General features: G+C 72.3%; 14 protein-coding genes. 8 read left to right on the top strand and 6 right to left on the bottom strand.

Going from position 1 to position 16,647, the window contains the following annotated elements; translation table 11 throughout:
• The first annotated feature begins 34 nt into the window (after nucleotides 1–34).
• Both BIV04_RS05855 and BIV04_RS05850 read left to right on the top strand, forming a co-directional pair.
• A complete protein-coding gene (locus BIV04_RS05855; RefSeq protein ID WP_083396191.1) occupies nucleotides 35–1,210 on the top strand; it encodes an ABC transporter permease in 1,176 nt (391 codons plus the stop codon).
• Between the two features lie 37 nt (nucleotides 1,211–1,247).
• Nucleotides 1,248–2,525: an FAD-binding protein gene (locus BIV04_RS05850; protein WP_071255116.1), complete on the top strand. Its 1,278-nt coding sequence runs from the start codon at nucleotides 1,248–1,250 to the stop codon at nucleotides 2,523–2,525.
• A gap of 52 nt (nucleotides 2,526–2,577) precedes the next feature.
• Here BIV04_RS05850 and BIV04_RS05845 read toward each other — a convergent pair whose 3' ends face one another.
• Genes BIV04_RS05845 through BIV04_RS05835 form a run of 3 tightly spaced genes read right to left on the bottom strand, consistent with a single transcriptional unit; the run spans nucleotide 2,578 to nucleotide 4,738 of the window.
• Nucleotides 2,578–3,246: a histidine phosphatase family protein gene (locus BIV04_RS05845; RefSeq protein ID WP_071255114.1), complete on the bottom strand. Its 669-nt coding sequence runs from the start codon at nucleotides 3,244–3,246 to the stop codon at nucleotides 2,578–2,580.
• Between the two features lie 41 nt (nucleotides 3,247–3,287).
• Nucleotides 3,288–4,007, bottom strand: a complete 720-nt coding sequence (locus BIV04_RS05840) for a nucleoside/nucleotide kinase family protein (protein WP_255364175.1) — start codon at nucleotides 4,005–4,007, stop codon at nucleotides 3,288–3,290.
• On the bottom strand, nucleotides 4,004–4,738 hold the full coding sequence (locus tag BIV04_RS05835) for a DedA family protein (protein ID WP_071255113.1): 735 nt from the start codon (nucleotides 4,736–4,738) through the stop codon (nucleotides 4,004–4,006). The genes BIV04_RS05840 and BIV04_RS05835 overlap by 4 nt, the downstream gene beginning before the upstream one ends.
• A 164-nt stretch (nucleotides 4,739–4,902) precedes the next feature.
• Between BIV04_RS05835 and BIV04_RS05830 the strand changes: the two genes are divergently transcribed.
• From BIV04_RS05830 to BIV04_RS05815, 4 genes are all read left to right on the top strand, one after another.
• Entirely contained in the window at nucleotides 4,903–5,865 is a 963-nt protein-coding gene (locus BIV04_RS05830) for an ABC transporter ATP-binding protein (RefSeq protein WP_043593111.1), read from the top strand.
• A complete protein-coding gene (locus BIV04_RS05825; protein WP_071255111.1) occupies nucleotides 5,862–6,740 on the top strand; it encodes an ABC transporter permease subunit in 879 nt (292 codons plus the stop codon). The genes BIV04_RS05830 and BIV04_RS05825 overlap by 4 nt, the downstream gene beginning before the upstream one ends.
• Before the next feature lie 128 nt (nucleotides 6,741–6,868).
• A complete protein-coding gene (locus BIV04_RS05820) occupies nucleotides 6,869–8,386 on the top strand; it encodes a DHA2 family efflux MFS transporter permease subunit (protein ID WP_083396218.1) in 1,518 nt (505 codons plus the stop codon).
• A gap of 568 nt (nucleotides 8,387–8,954) precedes the next feature.
• Nucleotides 8,955–10,439 carry an MFS transporter gene (locus BIV04_RS05815; RefSeq protein ID WP_071255109.1) on the top strand — a complete coding sequence of 495 codons (1,485 nt, stop codon included), beginning with the start codon at nucleotides 8,955–8,957 and terminating at the stop codon, nucleotides 10,437–10,439.
• Between the two features lie 125 nt (nucleotides 10,440–10,564).
• On the opposite strand, the gene BIV04_RS05810 is transcribed toward BIV04_RS05815, so the two are convergent.
• Both BIV04_RS05810 and BIV04_RS05805 read right to left on the bottom strand, forming a co-directional pair.
• Complete coding sequence (locus tag BIV04_RS05810) at nucleotides 10,565–11,212, bottom strand: hypothetical protein (RefSeq protein ID WP_143048577.1); 648 nt, start codon at nucleotides 11,210–11,212, stop codon at nucleotides 10,565–10,567.
• A gap of 795 nt (nucleotides 11,213–12,007) precedes the next feature.
• Nucleotides 12,008–12,757, bottom strand: a complete 750-nt coding sequence (locus BIV04_RS05805) for an NAD(P)H-hydrate epimerase (protein ID WP_255364173.1) — start codon at nucleotides 12,755–12,757, stop codon at nucleotides 12,008–12,010.
• 603 nt (nucleotides 12,758–13,360) lie between these two features.
• Between BIV04_RS05805 and BIV04_RS05800 the strand changes: the two genes are divergently transcribed.
• Both BIV04_RS05800 and BIV04_RS05795 read left to right on the top strand, forming a co-directional pair.
• The gene (locus BIV04_RS05800) at nucleotides 13,361–14,158 is read left to right on the top strand and encodes an alpha/beta fold hydrolase (protein ID WP_071255103.1); all 798 of its coding nucleotides are present in this window, start codon (nucleotides 13,361–13,363) and stop codon (nucleotides 14,156–14,158) included.
• A gap of 177 nt (nucleotides 14,159–14,335) precedes the next feature.
• Entirely contained in the window at nucleotides 14,336–15,850 is a 1,515-nt protein-coding gene (locus BIV04_RS05795; RefSeq protein WP_071255101.1) for an FAD-dependent oxidoreductase, read from the top strand.
• Here the strand turns inward: BIV04_RS05795 and BIV04_RS05790 are convergent.
• Nucleotides 15,781–16,545: a Pr6Pr family membrane protein gene (locus tag BIV04_RS05790; RefSeq protein WP_071255099.1), complete on the bottom strand. Its 765-nt coding sequence runs from the start codon at nucleotides 16,543–16,545 to the stop codon at nucleotides 15,781–15,783. The two genes, BIV04_RS05795 and BIV04_RS05790, sit on opposite strands and share 70 nt — an antisense overlap.
• Between the last annotated feature and the right edge of the window lie 102 nt (nucleotides 16,546–16,647).

Here is a 16,647-nt window from a genome sequence, read left to right as displayed (position 1 = left end):
ACGGGCAACGGCGCCCCCGACCACGAGGAGCCCCGTGACGACCACCGACCTGACCCTGCACCGCCCGGACGACGGCGCGCGCCCCGACCACGGCTCGTTCCGCGACGACCCGCTCCGGGGGCGGGGCGAGCAACCCGACCCGCGCCTCCATCGCGGTCACCAGCACGCCGGGCCCACGACCGCGCGCCGCCCGCGCCCCGACGCCGCGGCCTGGCGGTCCCTCGGCCTCCACGTGCTGATCCCCCTCTTCCTGGCCACCGGCATGGCCCTCGCCTACCTCGGCGCCTTCGGCCACCCGACACCCCACCACGTGCCCGTCGCCGTCGTCGGCAGCTCGGCCGAGAGCGAGGTCTTCGCCCAGCAGCTCAACGACGCCGACCCGGACGCCCTCGACGTGCGCACCGTCGCCGACGCCGACGCGGCGCGAAAGCTCATCACCGACCGCGAGATCTCGGGTGCGTTCGAGGTGGGCGCCACCGACGCGACCCTGTACGTCTCGTCCGCGGCGTCCGACACGACCGCGAGCGTCCTGCAGAAGGTGTTCGGCCCGGTCGCCTACCGGCTCGGGCTGCCCCTGAAGGTCGACGACGTCGTGCCGAGCGGCGAGGGCGACCCGACGGGACAGGGGCTGTTCTTCCTGCTCGTCGCCCTGAGCGTCGGCGCGTACGCGAGTGCCGCGGCCATCTCGGCGGCGAGCGCCCGGCTGGGACTCGGCTCGCGCCTCCTCGCCGGTGTCGTCACGGCCGCCCTGATCGCGGCGATCGGCACCGTCGTCGTCGGCCCCGTCTACGGCATCGTCACGACCGGTTTGTGGGGCGTGGGGCTCGTCAGCTGGTTGTACGTGACCGCCGTCGTGGTGATCGGCATCGGCCTGCACCCCCTGCTGCGCCACTGGACGACCCCCGCCCTGACGATGCTCTTCGTCATGCTGAACTTCACCAGCTCGGGCGGCGTCTTCTCGTCGCAGCTCGTGCCGCCCTTCTTCGGGGCGCTGGGTGCCTTCTGGAACGGCTCGGCCTGGCTGCACGCCACCCAGTCGATCGTGTACTTCCCCGGCCAGGGCTGGGGCCGGGCCGGCCTGACGCTCTCGCTCTGGCTCGCCGCCGGGCTCGCCCTCGCCGGACTCACCCACCTCTGGAGCCTGCGCCGCACCCGGCTCGCCGACGAGCGCGTGGCCGTCCGCGAGGACGAGGAGGGCATCGCCGCCTGACCCGACGGGCGTGGCAAGCGCGTGCGAGACTCGACCGGTGACGACGACGCACGAGACCCTCCGTCCACCCCGACGCGACGAGCGCAACTGGGCCGACAGCTTCAGCTACGGGGCGACCCGGGTCGTGCAGCCGAGCACGGTCGACGAGCTGAGCGAACTCGTCGCCGGGGCTCCACGCATCCGGGCCCTGGGCACGCGCCACTCGTTCAGCGACGTGGCCGACGGCCCGGGCCTGTTGGTGTCGACCACGGCATTGCCCGCCGACCCGGTGATCGCGGACGACGGACACAGCGTCACCGTCGGCGCCGGCACGAACTACGCCGTCGTCGCGCAGCACCTCGACCGGCACGGACTCGCACTGCTCAACATGGGCTCGCTGCCGCACATCTCGGTGGGCGGCGCGATCGCCACCGGCACCCACGGCTCGGGGCTCGGCCTCGGCAGCCTGTCGAGTGCGGTCTCGGCCCTCGAGATCGTCGGGCCCGACGGGTCCGTCCGGACCGTGCGTCGCGGTCAGCCGGGGTTCGACGGCAGCGTCGTGGCCCTGGGCGCCCTCGGCGTCGTGGTCCGGGTGACCCTGGACGTGCAGCCCGGGTTCCGCATGCGGCAGGACACCTACGTCGACCTGCCCTGGACCAGCGTCGACGATCACCTGCTCGACGTCATGGGAGCCGGCTACAGCGTCAGCTTCTTCCACGAGTTCGACCACCGCATCCGCGAGGTGCTGGTCAAGTCGCGAGTGCCCGACGGCCTCGCCGACGTGTCGATGCCCCGTGACCTGTGGGGCGCCCGCCCCGCTCCCGTCGACGAGCACGCCGCGGTCACCGGCACGAAGTCGACGCCGATGGACGGCAGCGTGGGGTCGTGGGCCGACCGGCTGCCGCACTTCCGCATCGACGCCACCCCGTCGGTGGGTTCCGAGTTGCAGAGCGAACACTTCGTCGCCCTCGAGGACGGACCGGCCGCCCTCCGCGCCGTGCAACGCCTCGGCGACGAGCTGCGCCCGCACCTCCACACCTGCGAGACCCGCACCGTCGCGGGCGACTCGCTCTGGTTGAGCCCGACGCCGCAGGACAGCCTGGGCATCGCCTTCACCTGGAAGAAGCACCCCGCCGAGGTCGCCGCCCTGGTCCCTCGCGTCGAGGAGGCGCTGGCCCCGTTCACCCCGCGCCCCCACTGGGGCAAATTGTCGGCCCTGCCCCACGCGGCGATCGTCGAGGCGTACCCCCGGCTGGCCGACTTCGCCGCGCTCGTCCACGAGGTCGACCCCGACCGCAAGTTCGCCGGGCCGGCACTCGAGCGCCTGCTCGCCTAGCCGTGCCCGTCAGCCGCCCGATCGAAGGTCGGGCGGAGGGTCGGGCGGAGCATCAGTAGGACTCGCCGGTCGGGTCGGGGGCGTCGAGGTCGAGCAGCCCCGCACCGCCGACGGGCAGGCCCTGCCAGGTCTGGAGTCGCCAGCCGCGGTCGAGGGTGCCCTCGAGCGTGACGACACCCGTGTTCTCGAGCAGGTGGTGCCGGATGAACTCGTCGTCGGCGTTGACCGCCCGCGAACCGACCCAGGCGCGGATCGCCGCACCGTGGCTGACGGCGGCTACCGTCTCGTGACCGTCGCGCTCGCCCGCGGCGATCAGGTCGGCCAGCGCCGCGTCGTAGCGAGCGAAGAACTCGTGCCCGTCTTCCGAACCGGGCACCCGCACGTCGAGGTCGCCCGCCGCCCAGGAGAAGACGCAGCCGATGTAGGCCCTGACCGCCTCGGCGTCGCTGCGGCCTTCGAGATCGCCCGCCTTCACCTCGCGAAGCCCGTCGAGCACCGTCGGCGTCCGTCCCGTGGCGGCGGCCAGAGGAGCCGCGGTGAGCTGCGTGCGCACGAGCGTGCTGACCGCGAGCGCACCGATCGTCTCGTCGGCGAGGGCCACGGGCAGCGCCTCGGCCTGGCGCCGACCGAGGTCGGTGAGCCCCACGCCGGGGGTGACGGTGCCGAGCTCGCCCTCGACGTTGTCGGGGGTCTGACCGTGGCGGATCAACAACAGGCGCATGGTCGTCCACCCTAGGACCGACCTCCGACACCGGGGGTCGGTCAGGCGTCGGGCCAGAGGCGGCCGGCGTCCACGACGACGTCGGCCCGGGCGTGGGTGGCCCGGACGAGCCGGGCGTTCGCCTCGTCGGGACCGGCGGCCCAGGCCTCGGCGGCGTCGGGCGTCATGCCGAAGCGGACGTGGCGGGCGACGAGCCAGCGGCGTCGGAGCCCGGCCGGGGTGTCGACGAACCACACTTCGTCGAACGCCGAACGCACCTCGGGCCACGGCGCCAGCTCGGCCAGCAGGTAGTTCCCCTCGCTGACCACGAGCTCGACGGACGGGTCGACCTCGACCGCGCCGCCGATCGACTCCTCGACGCCGCGGACGTACTCGGGTGCCCACACCGTCGTCGACCGGGACCGCAGCCGGTCGAGCAGGGCCAGGTAGCCGTCGGCGTCGAAGGTGTCGATGGCTCCCTTGCGGTCGAGGCGGTCGAGTCGGGCGAGGGTGGCACCGGCGAGGTGGAAACCGTCCATGGGGACGACGGCGGCGCGCACCCCGACCCGCGTGAGGCCCTCGACGACGGACGCGGCCGCCGTGCTCTTGCCGCCACCGGGCTCACCCGCGACGCCGATCAGGGTGCGGACGGGCGTCAGGGCCGACCCGGCGGCCGAGGCGAGGTATGCGGAGGAGCCGAGCCGCGCCTCCTGCGTCCGGGCGTGGACCGCCAGGGCTCGGGCGACGAGCTCGTCGACCGAGCCGAGCGACGTGCCGGTCACTCGGGGCGGCCGGCCGAGCCGGGACGGGTGCCTGCGTCGTCGCCGACGTCGGCGGTACGAAGCTCGGTCAGGGCGGCCTCGCGGCGCGACCGGCGCCAGGCGAGCAGGGCGTGCAGGGCGATCGGCACGACCGACAGGACGACGAGCACGACGGCGAGCACGTCGATGTGGTCGCGGATGAAAGGGATGCCGCCGAGCAGCGAGCCGAGCACCGTCATGCCCACGGCCCAGAGGAAGGCCCCCGTCACGTTGAAGAGCAGGAACTTGGGGTACCGGTAGCCCGCGGTCCCGGCCGCCAGCGGGACGTAGGTGCGGACGATCGGGACGAACCGACCGAGGATCAGGCTCGTGCCGCCGTACTTCGCGAAGAAGGCCTCGGCGCGCTCGAGGTAGGCCGTCTTGAGGATGCGCGCGTCGTCCGTGAAGAGGCGGCGGCCGAAGCGGTTGCCGAGGACGTAGCCCACCTGGTCGCCCAGCACCGCGGCGACGAAGGCGCAGAGCGCGATCACCCAGACCTGCAGCCCCAGTGCCTCGTGCAGCACGCCGGCGGTGAAGAGCAGCGAGTCGCCGGGCAGGAAGGGGAACAGCACGCCCGACTCGATGAAGACCATCAGCGAGATGCCTGCGAGGGCCCAGGGGCCCAGGGCGGGCAGCAGCTCGTCCGGGTTGAAGAGGACGAACCCCCCGCCGGTCGAGGCGGGCAGGGTGGCGAGCAGGGTGTCGGCGATCACGAGGGACGACTGTAACGGGTCGACCCCGGGACGAGGCGTCCACCGAGCGGACCATGCCGTCATCCGCAGGTCTCGGCCGGGCGGGGGATGCCCCCGGACACACCGCGCCCCTAGCCTGGGGCGATGCGGACACCCCTCAGCATGCCGACGACAGGACGCACGCGATGATCGAAGCCCGGAACCTCACCAAGATCTACGGAGACAAGCGCGCGCTCGACGACGCCACCTTCACGGTCCGCCCCGGTCTCGTCACCGGGTTCCTCGGCCCGAACGGCGCCGGCAAGTCCACCACCATGCGCATGATCGTGGGGCTCGACCGCCCCACCAGCGGCAGCGTCACGGTCAACGGCAAGCGGTTCGCCGACCACGCCGCCCCCCTGCACGAGGTCGGCGTCCTGCTCGACGCCAAGGCCGTGCACACCGGTCGCAGTGCGCACGACCACCTGCTGGCCATGGGTGCCACCCACGGCATCGGCAAGAAGCGCGTCGACGAGGTGATCGCCCTGACCGGCCTCGAATCGGTCGCGAAGAAGCGCGTCGGCGGGTTCTCGCTCGGCATGGGGCAGCGCCTCGGCATCGCCGCCGCGCTGCTCGGCGACCCGGCCACCGTCATCCTCGACGAGCCCGTCAACGGCCTCGACCCCGAGGGCGTCGTCTGGGTGCGCACCCTGGCCCGCTTCCTCGCGAGCGAGGGCCGCACCGTGTTCCTCTCGTCGCACCTGATGAGCGAGATGGCACAGACCGCCGACCACCTCATCGTGCTCGGGCGGGGCAAGGTGCTCGCCGACTCCCCGATCTCGGACGTCATCTCGCAGGCCTCGGGCGACGCCGTCCGCGTCCGCAGCCCGCATGCCGACCACCTCGTCTCGCTGCTGCAGGGGCCCGACGTCGCCGTCACGGCCGTCGAGCCCGGCGTCGTCGAGCTGCGGGGCATCACGGCCGAGCGGGTCGGCGACCTCGCCGCCTCGTCCGGCGTCGTGCTGCACGAGCTCACCCCGCTGGTCCGCTCGCTCGAGGACGCGTACATGACCCTCACGCAGGACTCCGTCGAATACCACGCAGGAGGCGCGGCGCGAGGCAGCCACGTCGCCCCCGACACGCAGACCCCCCAGGGAGCGACCCGATGACCGCCACGACCCCCACCCGCCACCGCGACCGGCCGGCCCGCCCGACCTCGAAGCTCACCTTCGGCGGCGTGCTGCGCAGCGAGGTCATCAAGCTGCGTACCCTGCGCTCGACCTGGTGGTGCCTGTCGATCATGGTCGTCATCATCGTCGGCTTCGGCGCGCTGTTCGCCCTGAGCGCGGGCCTGTTCGAGGCCGGCCAGGCCAGCACCGAGCAACAGCAGCAGATCGTCGCGCAGTCCGTCTCGGTCGGCGTGGTCTTCGGCCAGCTCGTCGCGTCGATCCTGGGCGCCCTGGTGATCACCGGCGAGTTCGGCACGGGCATGATCCGGTCGACCTTCTCGACGGTGCCCAAGCGCCTGCCCGCGGTGATCGCCAAGCTCGTGGTCATCGCGGTGACGCTCTTCGTGGTGTCGCTGGTCGCACTCGTCCTGACCCTGCTGATCAACAGCGCGATCCTGCCGTCGAACGACATCACGGTCGACTTCGGCGACGGTGCCCTCTGGCGCAGCGTGCTCGGCGCCGCGGCGTCGATCGCCTTCACCGGCATGATCGCCTTCTCGCTCGGTGCGATCATCCGCAACGGTGCCGGCGCCATCGCGGCCTCGGTCGGCCTGGTCTTCGTACTGCCGATCATCGTGCAGATCTTCACGGCGTTCGTCGACGCCGCGTGGGTCTACACGCTGGCCGAGATCATCCCGCCGAACGCCGCCGCCCGGCTCTACGACTACGTCGTCTCCGGCCAGTCGGCGATGACGCTGCCGAGCCCCGACGGAGCCCTCGTCCTCGAACCGTGGAGCGCCCTGCTGGTGCTCGTCGGGTGGGTCGTGGTGCTCTTCGGCCTGGCGCTCGCGCTCGTGAAGCGACGCGACGTCTGACCGACCCGCACCGCGCCTCCTCGGGGTGACGGCGGGGCGTTCGTGACGGATCGGGAAGAACCGGACCGTCTCGTACGTTCGGTCGCACAGGCACACCCGCCGTCACCTCCGAGGAGCCCCATTTGAGCATCGACCCCTCTCCCCCGACGACCGTCGGCGACAGCCGATCCGGCGACGGCCGATCCGGCGAGACCGCGACAGCGGGCGCCGACGACGACCAGGCCGGCACCGAGGCCCGCAACAAGCTCGTCATCGGGCTGCTGCTCGTCTCCGCCTTCGTGGTGATCCTCAACGAGACGATCATGGGCGTCGCCCTGCCGAGCCTCACGCGCGACCTCGACATCACCGTCACGGCCGGTCAGTGGCTGACCACGGGCTTCATGCTCACCATGGCCGTGGTCATCCCGATCACGGGCTTCCTGCTGCAGCGCTTCAACACCCGCCCGGTGTTCATCGCCGCGATGAGCCTGTTCAGCCTGGGCACGGCCATCTCGGCGATCGCTCCCGGCTTCGGCGTGCTGCTGCTCGGACGCGTCGTGCAGGCCTCGGGCACGGCGATCATGATGCCGCTGCTGATGACCACCGTGCTCACCCTCGTGCCGCCGGCCACGCGCGGCCGCACGATGGGCAACATCTCGATCGTCATCTCGGTCGCCCCGGCCATCGGTCCGACGATCTCGGGCGTCATCCTGAGCGTGCTCGAGTGGCGCTTCATGTTCATCCTCGTCCTGCCGATCGCCCTCGCCGCGCTCGCGCTGGGCGCCGCCCGCGTCAAGAACGTCACCACACCGAAGAAGGTGCCGCTCGACGTCACCTCGGTGATCCTGTCGGCCTTCGCCTTCGGCGGCATCGTCTTCGGGCTCAGCTCGATCGGCGAGGGAGCCGAGGCCGCCGTGCCCGCCTGGGTGCCGCTCGCCGTCGGCGTCGTCGCCCTCGTCGCGTTCGTGCTGCGTCAGCGCTCGCTGCAGCGTCGCGACCGCGCCCTGCTCGACCTGCGCACGTTCTCGTCGCGCACCTTCACGATCTCGGCGTCGGTGCTCGGCGTCGGCATGATCGCCCTCTTCGGCACCCTGATCGTGCTGCCGATCTACCTGCAGAACGTGCACGGCCTCGACCCGCTCGCCACCGGACTGCTGTTGCTGCCCGGCGGTCTCGTCCAGGGCCTGCTGTCGCCCGTCGTGGGACGCCTGTTCGACAAGTACGGCCCGACCGTGCTGCTCGTGCCCGGCACCACCCTCGTCAGCGCCGTGCTGTGGTTCATGTCGACGGTGTCGGAGTTCACGCCGATCCCGATGGTGCTCGGCGCCCACGTCGCCCTCAGCATCGGCCTGGCCTTCATGTTCACGCCGCTGTTCACGTCGGGCCTCGGGTCGCTGCCGTCCCACCTGTACTCGCACGGCAGCGCCATCGTCGGCACGGTGCAGCAGCTGGCGGGCGCCGCCGGCACGGCCGTGTTCGTCACGGTGATGACCCTCGCGGCCACCGCGGCCGCCAGCCAGTCGGGCGCCGGAGCCGCCGCGACCGGAGCCGGCGTGCGCGCCGCGTTCCTGGTCGGAGCGATCATCTCGGTGTTCGCCGTCGCGGGATCGTTCTTCGTGCGGCGCCCGCCGGTCGTCGAGGGCGCCGAGCCGGTCGTCGCGCACTAGCCGGTCGGGTCGCGGCCGCGCGACGCCGCCGCCGTCGCGCGGGCCGCGCGTCGCGGCCGCCGTCGCGCGTCAGCGCCCCCGCGTATCGCGTCAGCGCCCCATGTCGCGAGTCGCGCGCTGCGCGTCGCGGCTGCCGAGCTGCCGAGCTGCCGATGGTCACGACTTCCCACTCCGGGAGGCGCCGACCGTCGGCAGTTCGTCGTCGTGGCGGTGGGTCGAGAGGACGTGGACCGTCGCACCACCGACGGCCGTCGAGCTGACGGTTCTGCGCAAGCGACTGTGCGACGGCGCCGGCGTCGTGATCTCCGCCCCCGCGCCTCCTCGACCTCCGCGGCTGTGGGCAACTCCTGCCCGGGGGTGCGCCCCGCGTCCGGGTGCCTGTCTTCTCGGCCCGCGCCTCCCCGGGAGTCCTGAGTTGCCGACACGCCACTCCTCGGGCTGCCTGCTTCCTCGACGTGCACGCCGACCCGGACACGGGCTTCGAGCACGAGTAGCGTCCGTGCACGTGCAGATCATGCACAGTTGCAGACTGCGCACTCGTCGTCAGGCACCACCGGGAGGCCGACCCATGACCAGCTCACCCACCACCTCGCCGAACGGCGCCCCGGGCGGAAGCACGCGCAGCCTCGTCCCGGCCCGGATGGACCGTCTGCCGTGGACGAGGTTCCACTGGTCGATCGTCGTGGGCCTGGGGTTCTCGTGGGTGCTCGACGGACTCGAGATCCAGATCGTCGCGTCAGCCGGGTTCCAGGCCGACCTGGGGCTCACCGCGGCCGAGGTCGGCCTGCTGGGCACGATCTACCTCGTCGGCCAGGTCTTCGGGGCCTTGATCTTCGGACGCATGGCCGACAGCCTCGGGCGCAAGAAGCTGTTCATCCTGACCCTCGCGATCTACCTCGTGGCGAGCGCCATCGCCGGTCTGTCGCCGAACTTCTTCTTCCTGGCCGTGTTCCGGTTCTTCGCCGGGGCAGGCATCGGTGGAGAGTACGCCGCCATCAACTCGGCGATCGACGAGCTGATCCCGTCGAAGTACCGAGGCCGTGTCGACATCGCCATCAACGGGACGTACTGGGGCGGTGCGGCCCTCGGGGCGACGGCCAACATCTTCCTGCTGAACCCCGACCTGTTCGCCGAGAACGTCGGCTGGCGCATCGGGTTCTTCATCGGCCCGGTGCTCGGGCTCGCGATCATCTACCTTCGGCGACACATCCCCGAGAGCCCCCGATGGCTGATGACCCACGGCCGCGAGAAGGAGGCCGAGGCGACCGTCGACGACATCGAGGCCCGGGTCGAACGCGACAAGGGCACCGACCACCTCGAGCCCGTGTCGGACGACCAGGCCATCGAGGTCGTCGCCGCAGGGCGGATCGGGTTCGGGACCATCGTCCGGACTTTGGTGCACGACTACCCGAAGCGCACCTTCGTCGGCGCCGCCATGATGATCACGCAGTCGTTCCTGTACAACGCGATCTTCTTCACCTACGCGCTCGTGCTGCAGAACTTCTACGGCACGAGCCCCAGCAGCACGCAGTACTTCTTCTTGATCTTCGCCGTGGGCAACTTGCTCGGACCGCTCGTGCTGGGGCCCCTGTTCGACAGCTGGGGTCGGCGTCAGATGATCTTCCTAACGTACGCCGTGTCGGCCGCCGTGCTGGCCGTGTCGGCGATCCTCTTCCAGGCGGACGTGCTCAACGCCGCGACGCAGACCGCGTTCTGGAGCGTCTCGTTCTTCTTCGCCTCGGCAGGCGCCTCGTCGGCGTACCTGACGGTGAGCGAGATCTTCCCGCTCGAGCTCAGGAGTCAGGTGATCGGGTACTTCTTCGCGCTCGGCCAGATCGTCGGCGCCGTGGCTCCCAGCCTGTACGGCGCCCTCATCGGCGACGGCAGCGACCGAGGGCCGCTCACGGGCGGGTACTTCCTGGGTGCCGGTGTCATGCTCGTCGGCGGTGTCATCGCACTGATCTTCGGTGTCGACGCGGCTCGCAAGTCGCTCGAGACGATCACGACTCCCCTCTCGGTCGTCCCCTCGTCGAAGGAGCCGCCGCGGCGCTGACGTGGCTGTGTCGGGCCGGGCCGGGCCGGGCCGGGCCGGGCCGGGCCGGGCCGGACTGGGCTGGGCTGGGCTGGCCGGGCGGGGCTGGGCTGGGTCCGGCGGGGCCCGGATGGCCGTCCCCCGGTTCACCCCGTCGGCATTTCCTGACCGGTGAGCCGTCGAGGAGCCGCCAGCCGCCACAGCCTGCGGCCCCGGGGCCCGAGCACCCGCGGCAAGGAGGAATTGCCGACATCCTCGACCGGACGCGGACCGCCCGCAGTGTGAACCAGTGCATCGATCGCCTCGGCCGTGGAACGCCACCTGTCCCGCACCATCTTGGCGCTCGCCCGGAACGGGACCCGACCGTCACGGGCGATGTCGGCGTCCTTGACCCGATCCTCGTCGAAGCGCCGCTCGTGGTGTGCTCTTCCGTCGGTCTCGAAGCCGATGATCCCGTCGACCACCATGTCGATGATCTTGCTCGTCCCCTCGATGGGAACCTGACGCACGACATGTCGTCCTGCGCGCCGGAGTCTCGTTCCGGCGGCGCTCTCGAGGATGCTCTCCGCGCCTCCTTCGCTCCATGCGACGAGGCCGGCAGCGTCCGCCCTCTTGCGGGACAGCACCTCGGCGGCATCGTCATCGTCATGGACTATGCCCGCATCCCTCGCCCAGTCGACGAGGATCACCGCGTCTTCGAAAGTTCGCGCCTCGACGACCGCCCGAGCCAGGGCGTCGCGAGGATCGACCGCCCATGTCGAACCCCGGCCGCTCAACTCGACGGGGTCCCACACGACTCGGACCCCTCGACGCCTCCGGAGGCGCGAGGCCGTCTCGGGCACCGACACCGTGACGGGTGGTCGGCGCGACGACCACGACCACGCACCGAGCAGGTGGAGGGCGGACGCACCCGTGAGCCGACCACCGACGGCCACCGCGACGTAACGGGGGTCGTGGGACGACCACGCGGAGTACCACCCCCGCCGAGGTCTGCTCACGGTGCGAGATCGAACGGCGGCGGTGAGGTGTCGGTCCGTCGCCCCGTGGGCGACCAGGTCGCGTTTGTGGAGCAGCCCTCCGGCGGACGAGACCAGTTCGGTGATGGTGGTCATGTCCACGAGCGTGTCCGAGTCTCGGGCACCGTCTCGTCCAGGTACCTCGTGCCGGGGACGGACGGCGGATGCAGCCCTCTGGGGACGAGACGACTCCGAGCCGGTGCGACCTTCCACGGTCTCGGCGGGCATGTCGTCGCGAACTCCTGGCCCTTGCCGAGCCCGAGCGCGGTCGGCGGGAGCCGGCGGCCCGGCGCCGCACGTCGACAGGAGTCGCCGACCGTGCCGGGGAGGTGCCGGGAACTCCTGCGTGAGGCGCGCGCATCGTGACCGGACCGCGACCGGACGACCTCGGGACGGCAGCAGGCAGGAGTTGCCACCCAGGGTCTGAGGCGGGAGGCGGGAGGCGGGAGGCGGGATGCGGGATGAAGGGCGGAACAGGACAGGGGAGGACAGGACAGGGACGAGACAGGGGCAGGGGCAGGACGGGACGGGACGAGACGGGACGGGACGGGACGAGACGGGACGGGACGGAGGTCAGACGATCGAGACCGCGGGGGGCATGCGCGCGAGGTCAGCGCCGATGCCGATGTCGACCAGCACGATGCGCCCCGCCCACTCCGCGCCCGGGCTCACGAGCAGTCCGACCTTGTGGCCACCGAACGTGACCGTGACGTCCGCCGGCAGCACGAAGACCGGATCGGGGAGCGTCCCGTCGTCCACTCCGATGCCGCTCGGAACGTCGACGGCGACCACGCGGGGCACAGGCGCCGCAGGGGCGCCCGTCGATCCTGCGCTTCCACCCGGGTGCGACCCCGCCTCCGCTCCGGCGCCCCTCCCCGGCGCCGGAGCCGCACCCGCACCCCGCGTCGCACCCGCGACCACCGGCAGCACCGCCCGCACCGCGCGCAGCGCGTCCCCCCGCAGCCCTACACCGTTCGAGCCCGTCCCCACCAGCCCGTCGAGCACCACGTCGTACTCGGGCAGAGCTGCCGCCACGACCGCGGGATCGCACCACGCTTCGACGTCGTCGGGGACGACCCCTGCCGCGAGCGCTGCGGCCAGGGCGGCCTCGTGCACCCGCGACCCCACCGGCACCACGGTCACCGCGCCGCCCTGCGGCACGAGCTCGCGGGCGAGCGACTCCCCGGCGTAGAGCGTGTCACCCCCGTTGTTGCCGCTTCCGACGAGCAGCAGGACCCGACCCGCACGACCGTCCCGAGAACGCGAGGAGGCGCGCACCATCTCGCGCACGACGTCCGCGAGTCCGTCGGCAGCCCGCCTCATCAGAGGTTCCCCCGCCTCCAGGTGCGGGCGCTCCGCCTCGCGGATCTGAGCCGCCGTCCATGCCTCGACCATGCGTCCAGCCTCCTCTCCTCCCCCTCCGGAGGGCCGGGCCTGCGTCGTCGCAGCCCACCCCCGACCGAGCCGAGGGCCCCGGCTGCCCCGATACCTCCATCGGGTACGACGTCGGACCCGCCCGCGCGGCACCGACCGGGTCGGCAACTCCTGTGCCGGGATGCCGCCGCGGCCGGTGGTGACGCTCAGGGGAGGCGCGGGCGGCATCGAGGAGGAGTTGCCGACACCGAACGCGACACGACGCCTCGGACGAACCCCCACCGCGAGCAGCCTCGAGACGGCCACGGCGGGAGCAGAACGAGCGCAGCGCACAGAACGCCTCAGCCCGCTCAGCGCGCCGAACGCGCACAGTCAGCGCAACATGCCGAACGCACACAGTCGGCGCAGCACGCTGAAGGCTCTCAGTCAGCGCAGCACGCCGAACTCACAGAGTCAGCGCAGCGCGCGCAGCGCGCAGAACGAGCAGAACGAGCGCAGCGAGCACTACGACCACAACCTGAACGAGCTGCACGGCGCTGCCAGACTGTCGGGATGCGTGCGACCACCCCGAACCCCGTCGACGGCACCGAGATCGCCTACGAGGTCGACGGCGAGGGCCCGCCCCTGCTGCTCGTGCACGGCTCGGGCCTCTCGCGCGGCACCTGGCGGGGCCTCGGCTACCTGCGCGACCTGCAGCGCGACTTCACGGTGGTCGCCCTCGACATGCGCGGCCACGGCAAGAGCGGCAAGCCCCACGACTCCGAGTCGTACGCGATGGACCTGCACCGCGGTGACGTCGGTGCCGTGCTGGACGCGACCGGCCTCGAGCCCGCGCACTACATCGGTTACTCGTTCGGCGCCCGCATCGGGCTGTCGATCGCGGCGCACGAGCCCGGGCGCCTCCGCACACTGACCACGATCGGCGGCAGCTGGGCCCCGATGAACGGCAACATCGGCGCGACCTTCACGCCCGACTGGCACGACGCCCTGACGACGGGCGGCATGGCCCGCTTCGTCGACCGCTGGGGCGAGACGATCGGCCGTCCGATCGACCCCGAGACCCGTCTGGCCTTCATGCAGGACGATCCGATCGCCCTGGCCGCCTTCTTCACCGCGGCCGAGACGGGTGGCGGCCTCACGATCCCCCAGCTCGACTCGGTCGAGGTCCCCACGCTGCTGCTGGCCGGCACGCGCGACGTCGACCGCCACCGCGAGTCCCAAGAGGCCGCCCGCCGCATGCCCGCCGCCGTCTTCTACTCGCTGGTCGGCCAGGACCACGCCTCGTCGCTCCTGCCCGTCGACCAGGTGACCGACCTGCTGCGCACCTTCCTCGAGACCGTCGACGCCTGACCTCCTCCCCGCCCGGGTCGTCGACCGGGAGGCGCGGCGCCAGAACGCAGGACCACCCCGGGAGGCGCGGCGCCAGAACGCAGGACGCCCCGGGAGGCGCGGCACGAGAACGCAGGACGCCCCGGGAACGACCCCCGGCGCGCGCCCGCGCGCGGCGGCTGCGAGAATGGACGCACCATGGGCATCAGTCGGCGAGCGTTCTTGACGGGATCGGTCTCGGGGGCCGCGATCCTCGTGCTGTCCGCCTGCACGACCGGGTCCCCCGCGCCGACGGCCAGCCCCACCCCGTCCGCCACCACGCCGACCCCCACCCCGACGCCGACCGAGTCCGGCACGGTCGTCCCCGCCGCCTTCCGCCGCAGCTCGTGGAGCGACGACCCCTACTCGCTCGGGGCGACGAGCCACCTCACCCCCGGCACGTCCGACGCCGACCGCCGGTTGCTCGGCACCCCTCTCGACGACCGGCTCTTCTTCGCCGGTGAGGCCGTCGCCTCGACGATGGGCGGCACGGTCTACGGTGCCCGCCAGTCGGGCTTCGACGTCGCGGCACAGGTCGCCGAGGTCGCCGAGGCCGACGAGCGCATCGCCGTGATCGGCGCCGGCATCGCCGGCGCGACCGCGGCGCGTTCCCTGGTCGAGAGCGGCTACGACGTCGTCGTCGTCGAGGCCCGCGGCCGGGTCGGCGGCCGGGTGCACAGCGTGCACGACGACGACTGGCCCTACCCGGTCGAGCTCGGCGTCGGTCTGCTCGAGGGCCCCGAGTCGGTGGCCCTCCAGGCCGCACTCGCCCTCGCCCGCGTCCGGACCCGACCACTCGACGACACCGTCGAGGTGCGGACGCCCGACGGCGCGGTCGACTCGCTCGGCGACGTCGCCGACCGTCTCGGCCGGGCCGCGTCCTGGGCCGACGCTCGTTCCACCACGACCGACGCCGACTCCGGCACGAGTGTCGCCGACGCCCTCGCCGGGTCCGGGGCCGACCAGGCCTCGGCCCTGCCCGGTCCCGACGGCGTCTCGGACGCCGACCGTCTCGCCCTCGTGCTCGACGACCTCCTCCCGGCTCGCTGGGGCGCCGAGGCCGACGACCTCGCCGCCTCGACCCTCGGCGACGACCCCGCGCGCGACCTGCTGCCCACCGGCGCCTCCGTGGTGACGGGTGGCCTGTCGGGCTTCGTCGCGGGCCTGCTCGACGGCCTCGACGTCCTCCGCGACAGCAACGTCGTCCGTGTGCAGTACGGCGACCAGGGCGTGGGACTGAGGCTCGCCACGGGCGAGTCGCTCTCGGTGGACCGCGCCGTGTCGACGATCCCCCTGGGGGTGCTGAAGACCGGCGTCCCCGAGTTCTCCCCCGAGCTGCCGTCCACCCACGCCGACGCGATCGAGGCCCTCGGCGTCGGCACGCGCGAGGTGCTCTGGCTGCGCTTCGACGAGGCCTTCTGGTCCACCCAGGCCACGGTCTGGGCCGTGCTCGACGACGACGCGCCCTACCGGCTCTTCGTCAACCTGATGCCGGCCACGGGAGCCCCCGTGCTGGTCGCGCTGACGGGCGGCGACGCGGCGGCCGAGGTCGACGCCCTCGACGACGACGCGGCGGTGGCGGCGGCCATGCAGAGCCTGGCGCCCTACCTCGACCTCGTGGCCGCCGGGTCCCCCGCGCCCACCGACGAGCCGACGGCCGACCCGACGTCCTGACCCGCGCCTCCTGGTCCCTCGACCGAAGGAGGCGCGGTGCGCGTCGTCGACGCGGCCCCGCCACCCTGCCGGGCCCGTGCGTGCGGCCGCACGTGGCTGAGTGCCACGAGTGCGACGAGCACGCCGACGATCGTGCCCAGCGCGATGCCGTTGTAGAGCAGGAACTCGCCCGGCCAGGTCACCTGGGCAGGGTCGAGGAAGAAGTACGGGTACCAGCCGACATCGGCCCCGCGGACGATCGTGAACACGCCCCACACGAGCGGGAAGACGAGCACGACCGACAGCACCCTCCAGCGCACCCGCGTCCGGTCGGGCCCGAGCACCCAGTCGACGAGCACGAACGTCGGGATCACGAAGTGCAGCAGCTGGCTCGACCAGGGCACCTCGATGCGGTAGTTGTGGCTGGCCGACTCGGCGACGATGATGCCGAACACGATGCCCGACACGATGACGTAGGTGCTGACCAGGGCGTGCACTCCCGCGAACCAGCCGGGTTCCCGGCGCCCGCGCAGCATCAGGACTCCCGCGACCGCGAGCACGACGACGTTCGCCATGTTGCTCTGCTGGGTGAAGTAGCTGAAGTAGTTGATCGAGCTGAAGGTGCTGAACCCGAGCACGTAGACGAAGTCGGCGACGAGGGCGACGACGCCGACGGCGGCCGCGAGCAGGCGTAGGACGCCGACGATCCGTCGCACCGTGTCACGCCCTCCGGATCTGGTCGGCTGTGGTCTGGGGAAACGTCGATCGTACTAGGCGCCCACCGGACGCCCGACGTGACGAGGCCGGGCCCGTACGTC

This window comes from Frigoribacterium sp. MCBA15_019 (genome assembly GCF_001864945.1).
Taxonomy (GTDB): Bacteria; Actinomycetota; Actinomycetes; order Actinomycetales; family Microbacteriaceae; genus Frigoribacterium.
The sequence above is the reverse complement of the archived record's forward strand: the minus strand, read 5'-3'. Positions and strand labels throughout refer to the sequence as shown.

Bases quoted from the DNA above. Each gene is read 5' to 3' on its own strand.
- BIV04_RS05845 (WP_071255114.1), bottom strand. From the start codon at position 3,246: ATGCGCCTGTTGTTGATCCGCCACGGTCAGACCCCCGACAACGTCGAG.
- BIV04_RS05830 (WP_043593111.1), top strand. From the start codon at position 4,903: ATGATCGAAGCCCGGAACCTCACCAAGATCTACGGAGACAAGCGCGCG.
- BIV04_RS05825 (WP_071255111.1), top strand. From the start codon at position 5,862: ATGACCGCCACGACCCCCACCCGCCACCGCGACCGGCCGGCCCGCCCG.
- BIV04_RS05815 (WP_071255109.1), top strand. From the start codon at position 8,955: ATGACCAGCTCACCCACCACCTCGCCGAACGGCGCCCCGGGCGGAAGC.
- BIV04_RS05805 (WP_255364173.1), bottom strand. From the start codon at position 12,757: ATGAGGCGGGCTGCCGACGGACTCGCGGACGTCGTGCGCGAGATGGTG.
- BIV04_RS05800 (WP_071255103.1), top strand. From the start codon at position 13,361: ATGCGTGCGACCACCCCGAACCCCGTCGACGGCACCGAGATCGCCTAC.
- BIV04_RS05795 (WP_071255101.1), top strand. From the start codon at position 14,336: ATGGGCATCAGTCGGCGAGCGTTCTTGACGGGATCGGTCTCGGGGGCC.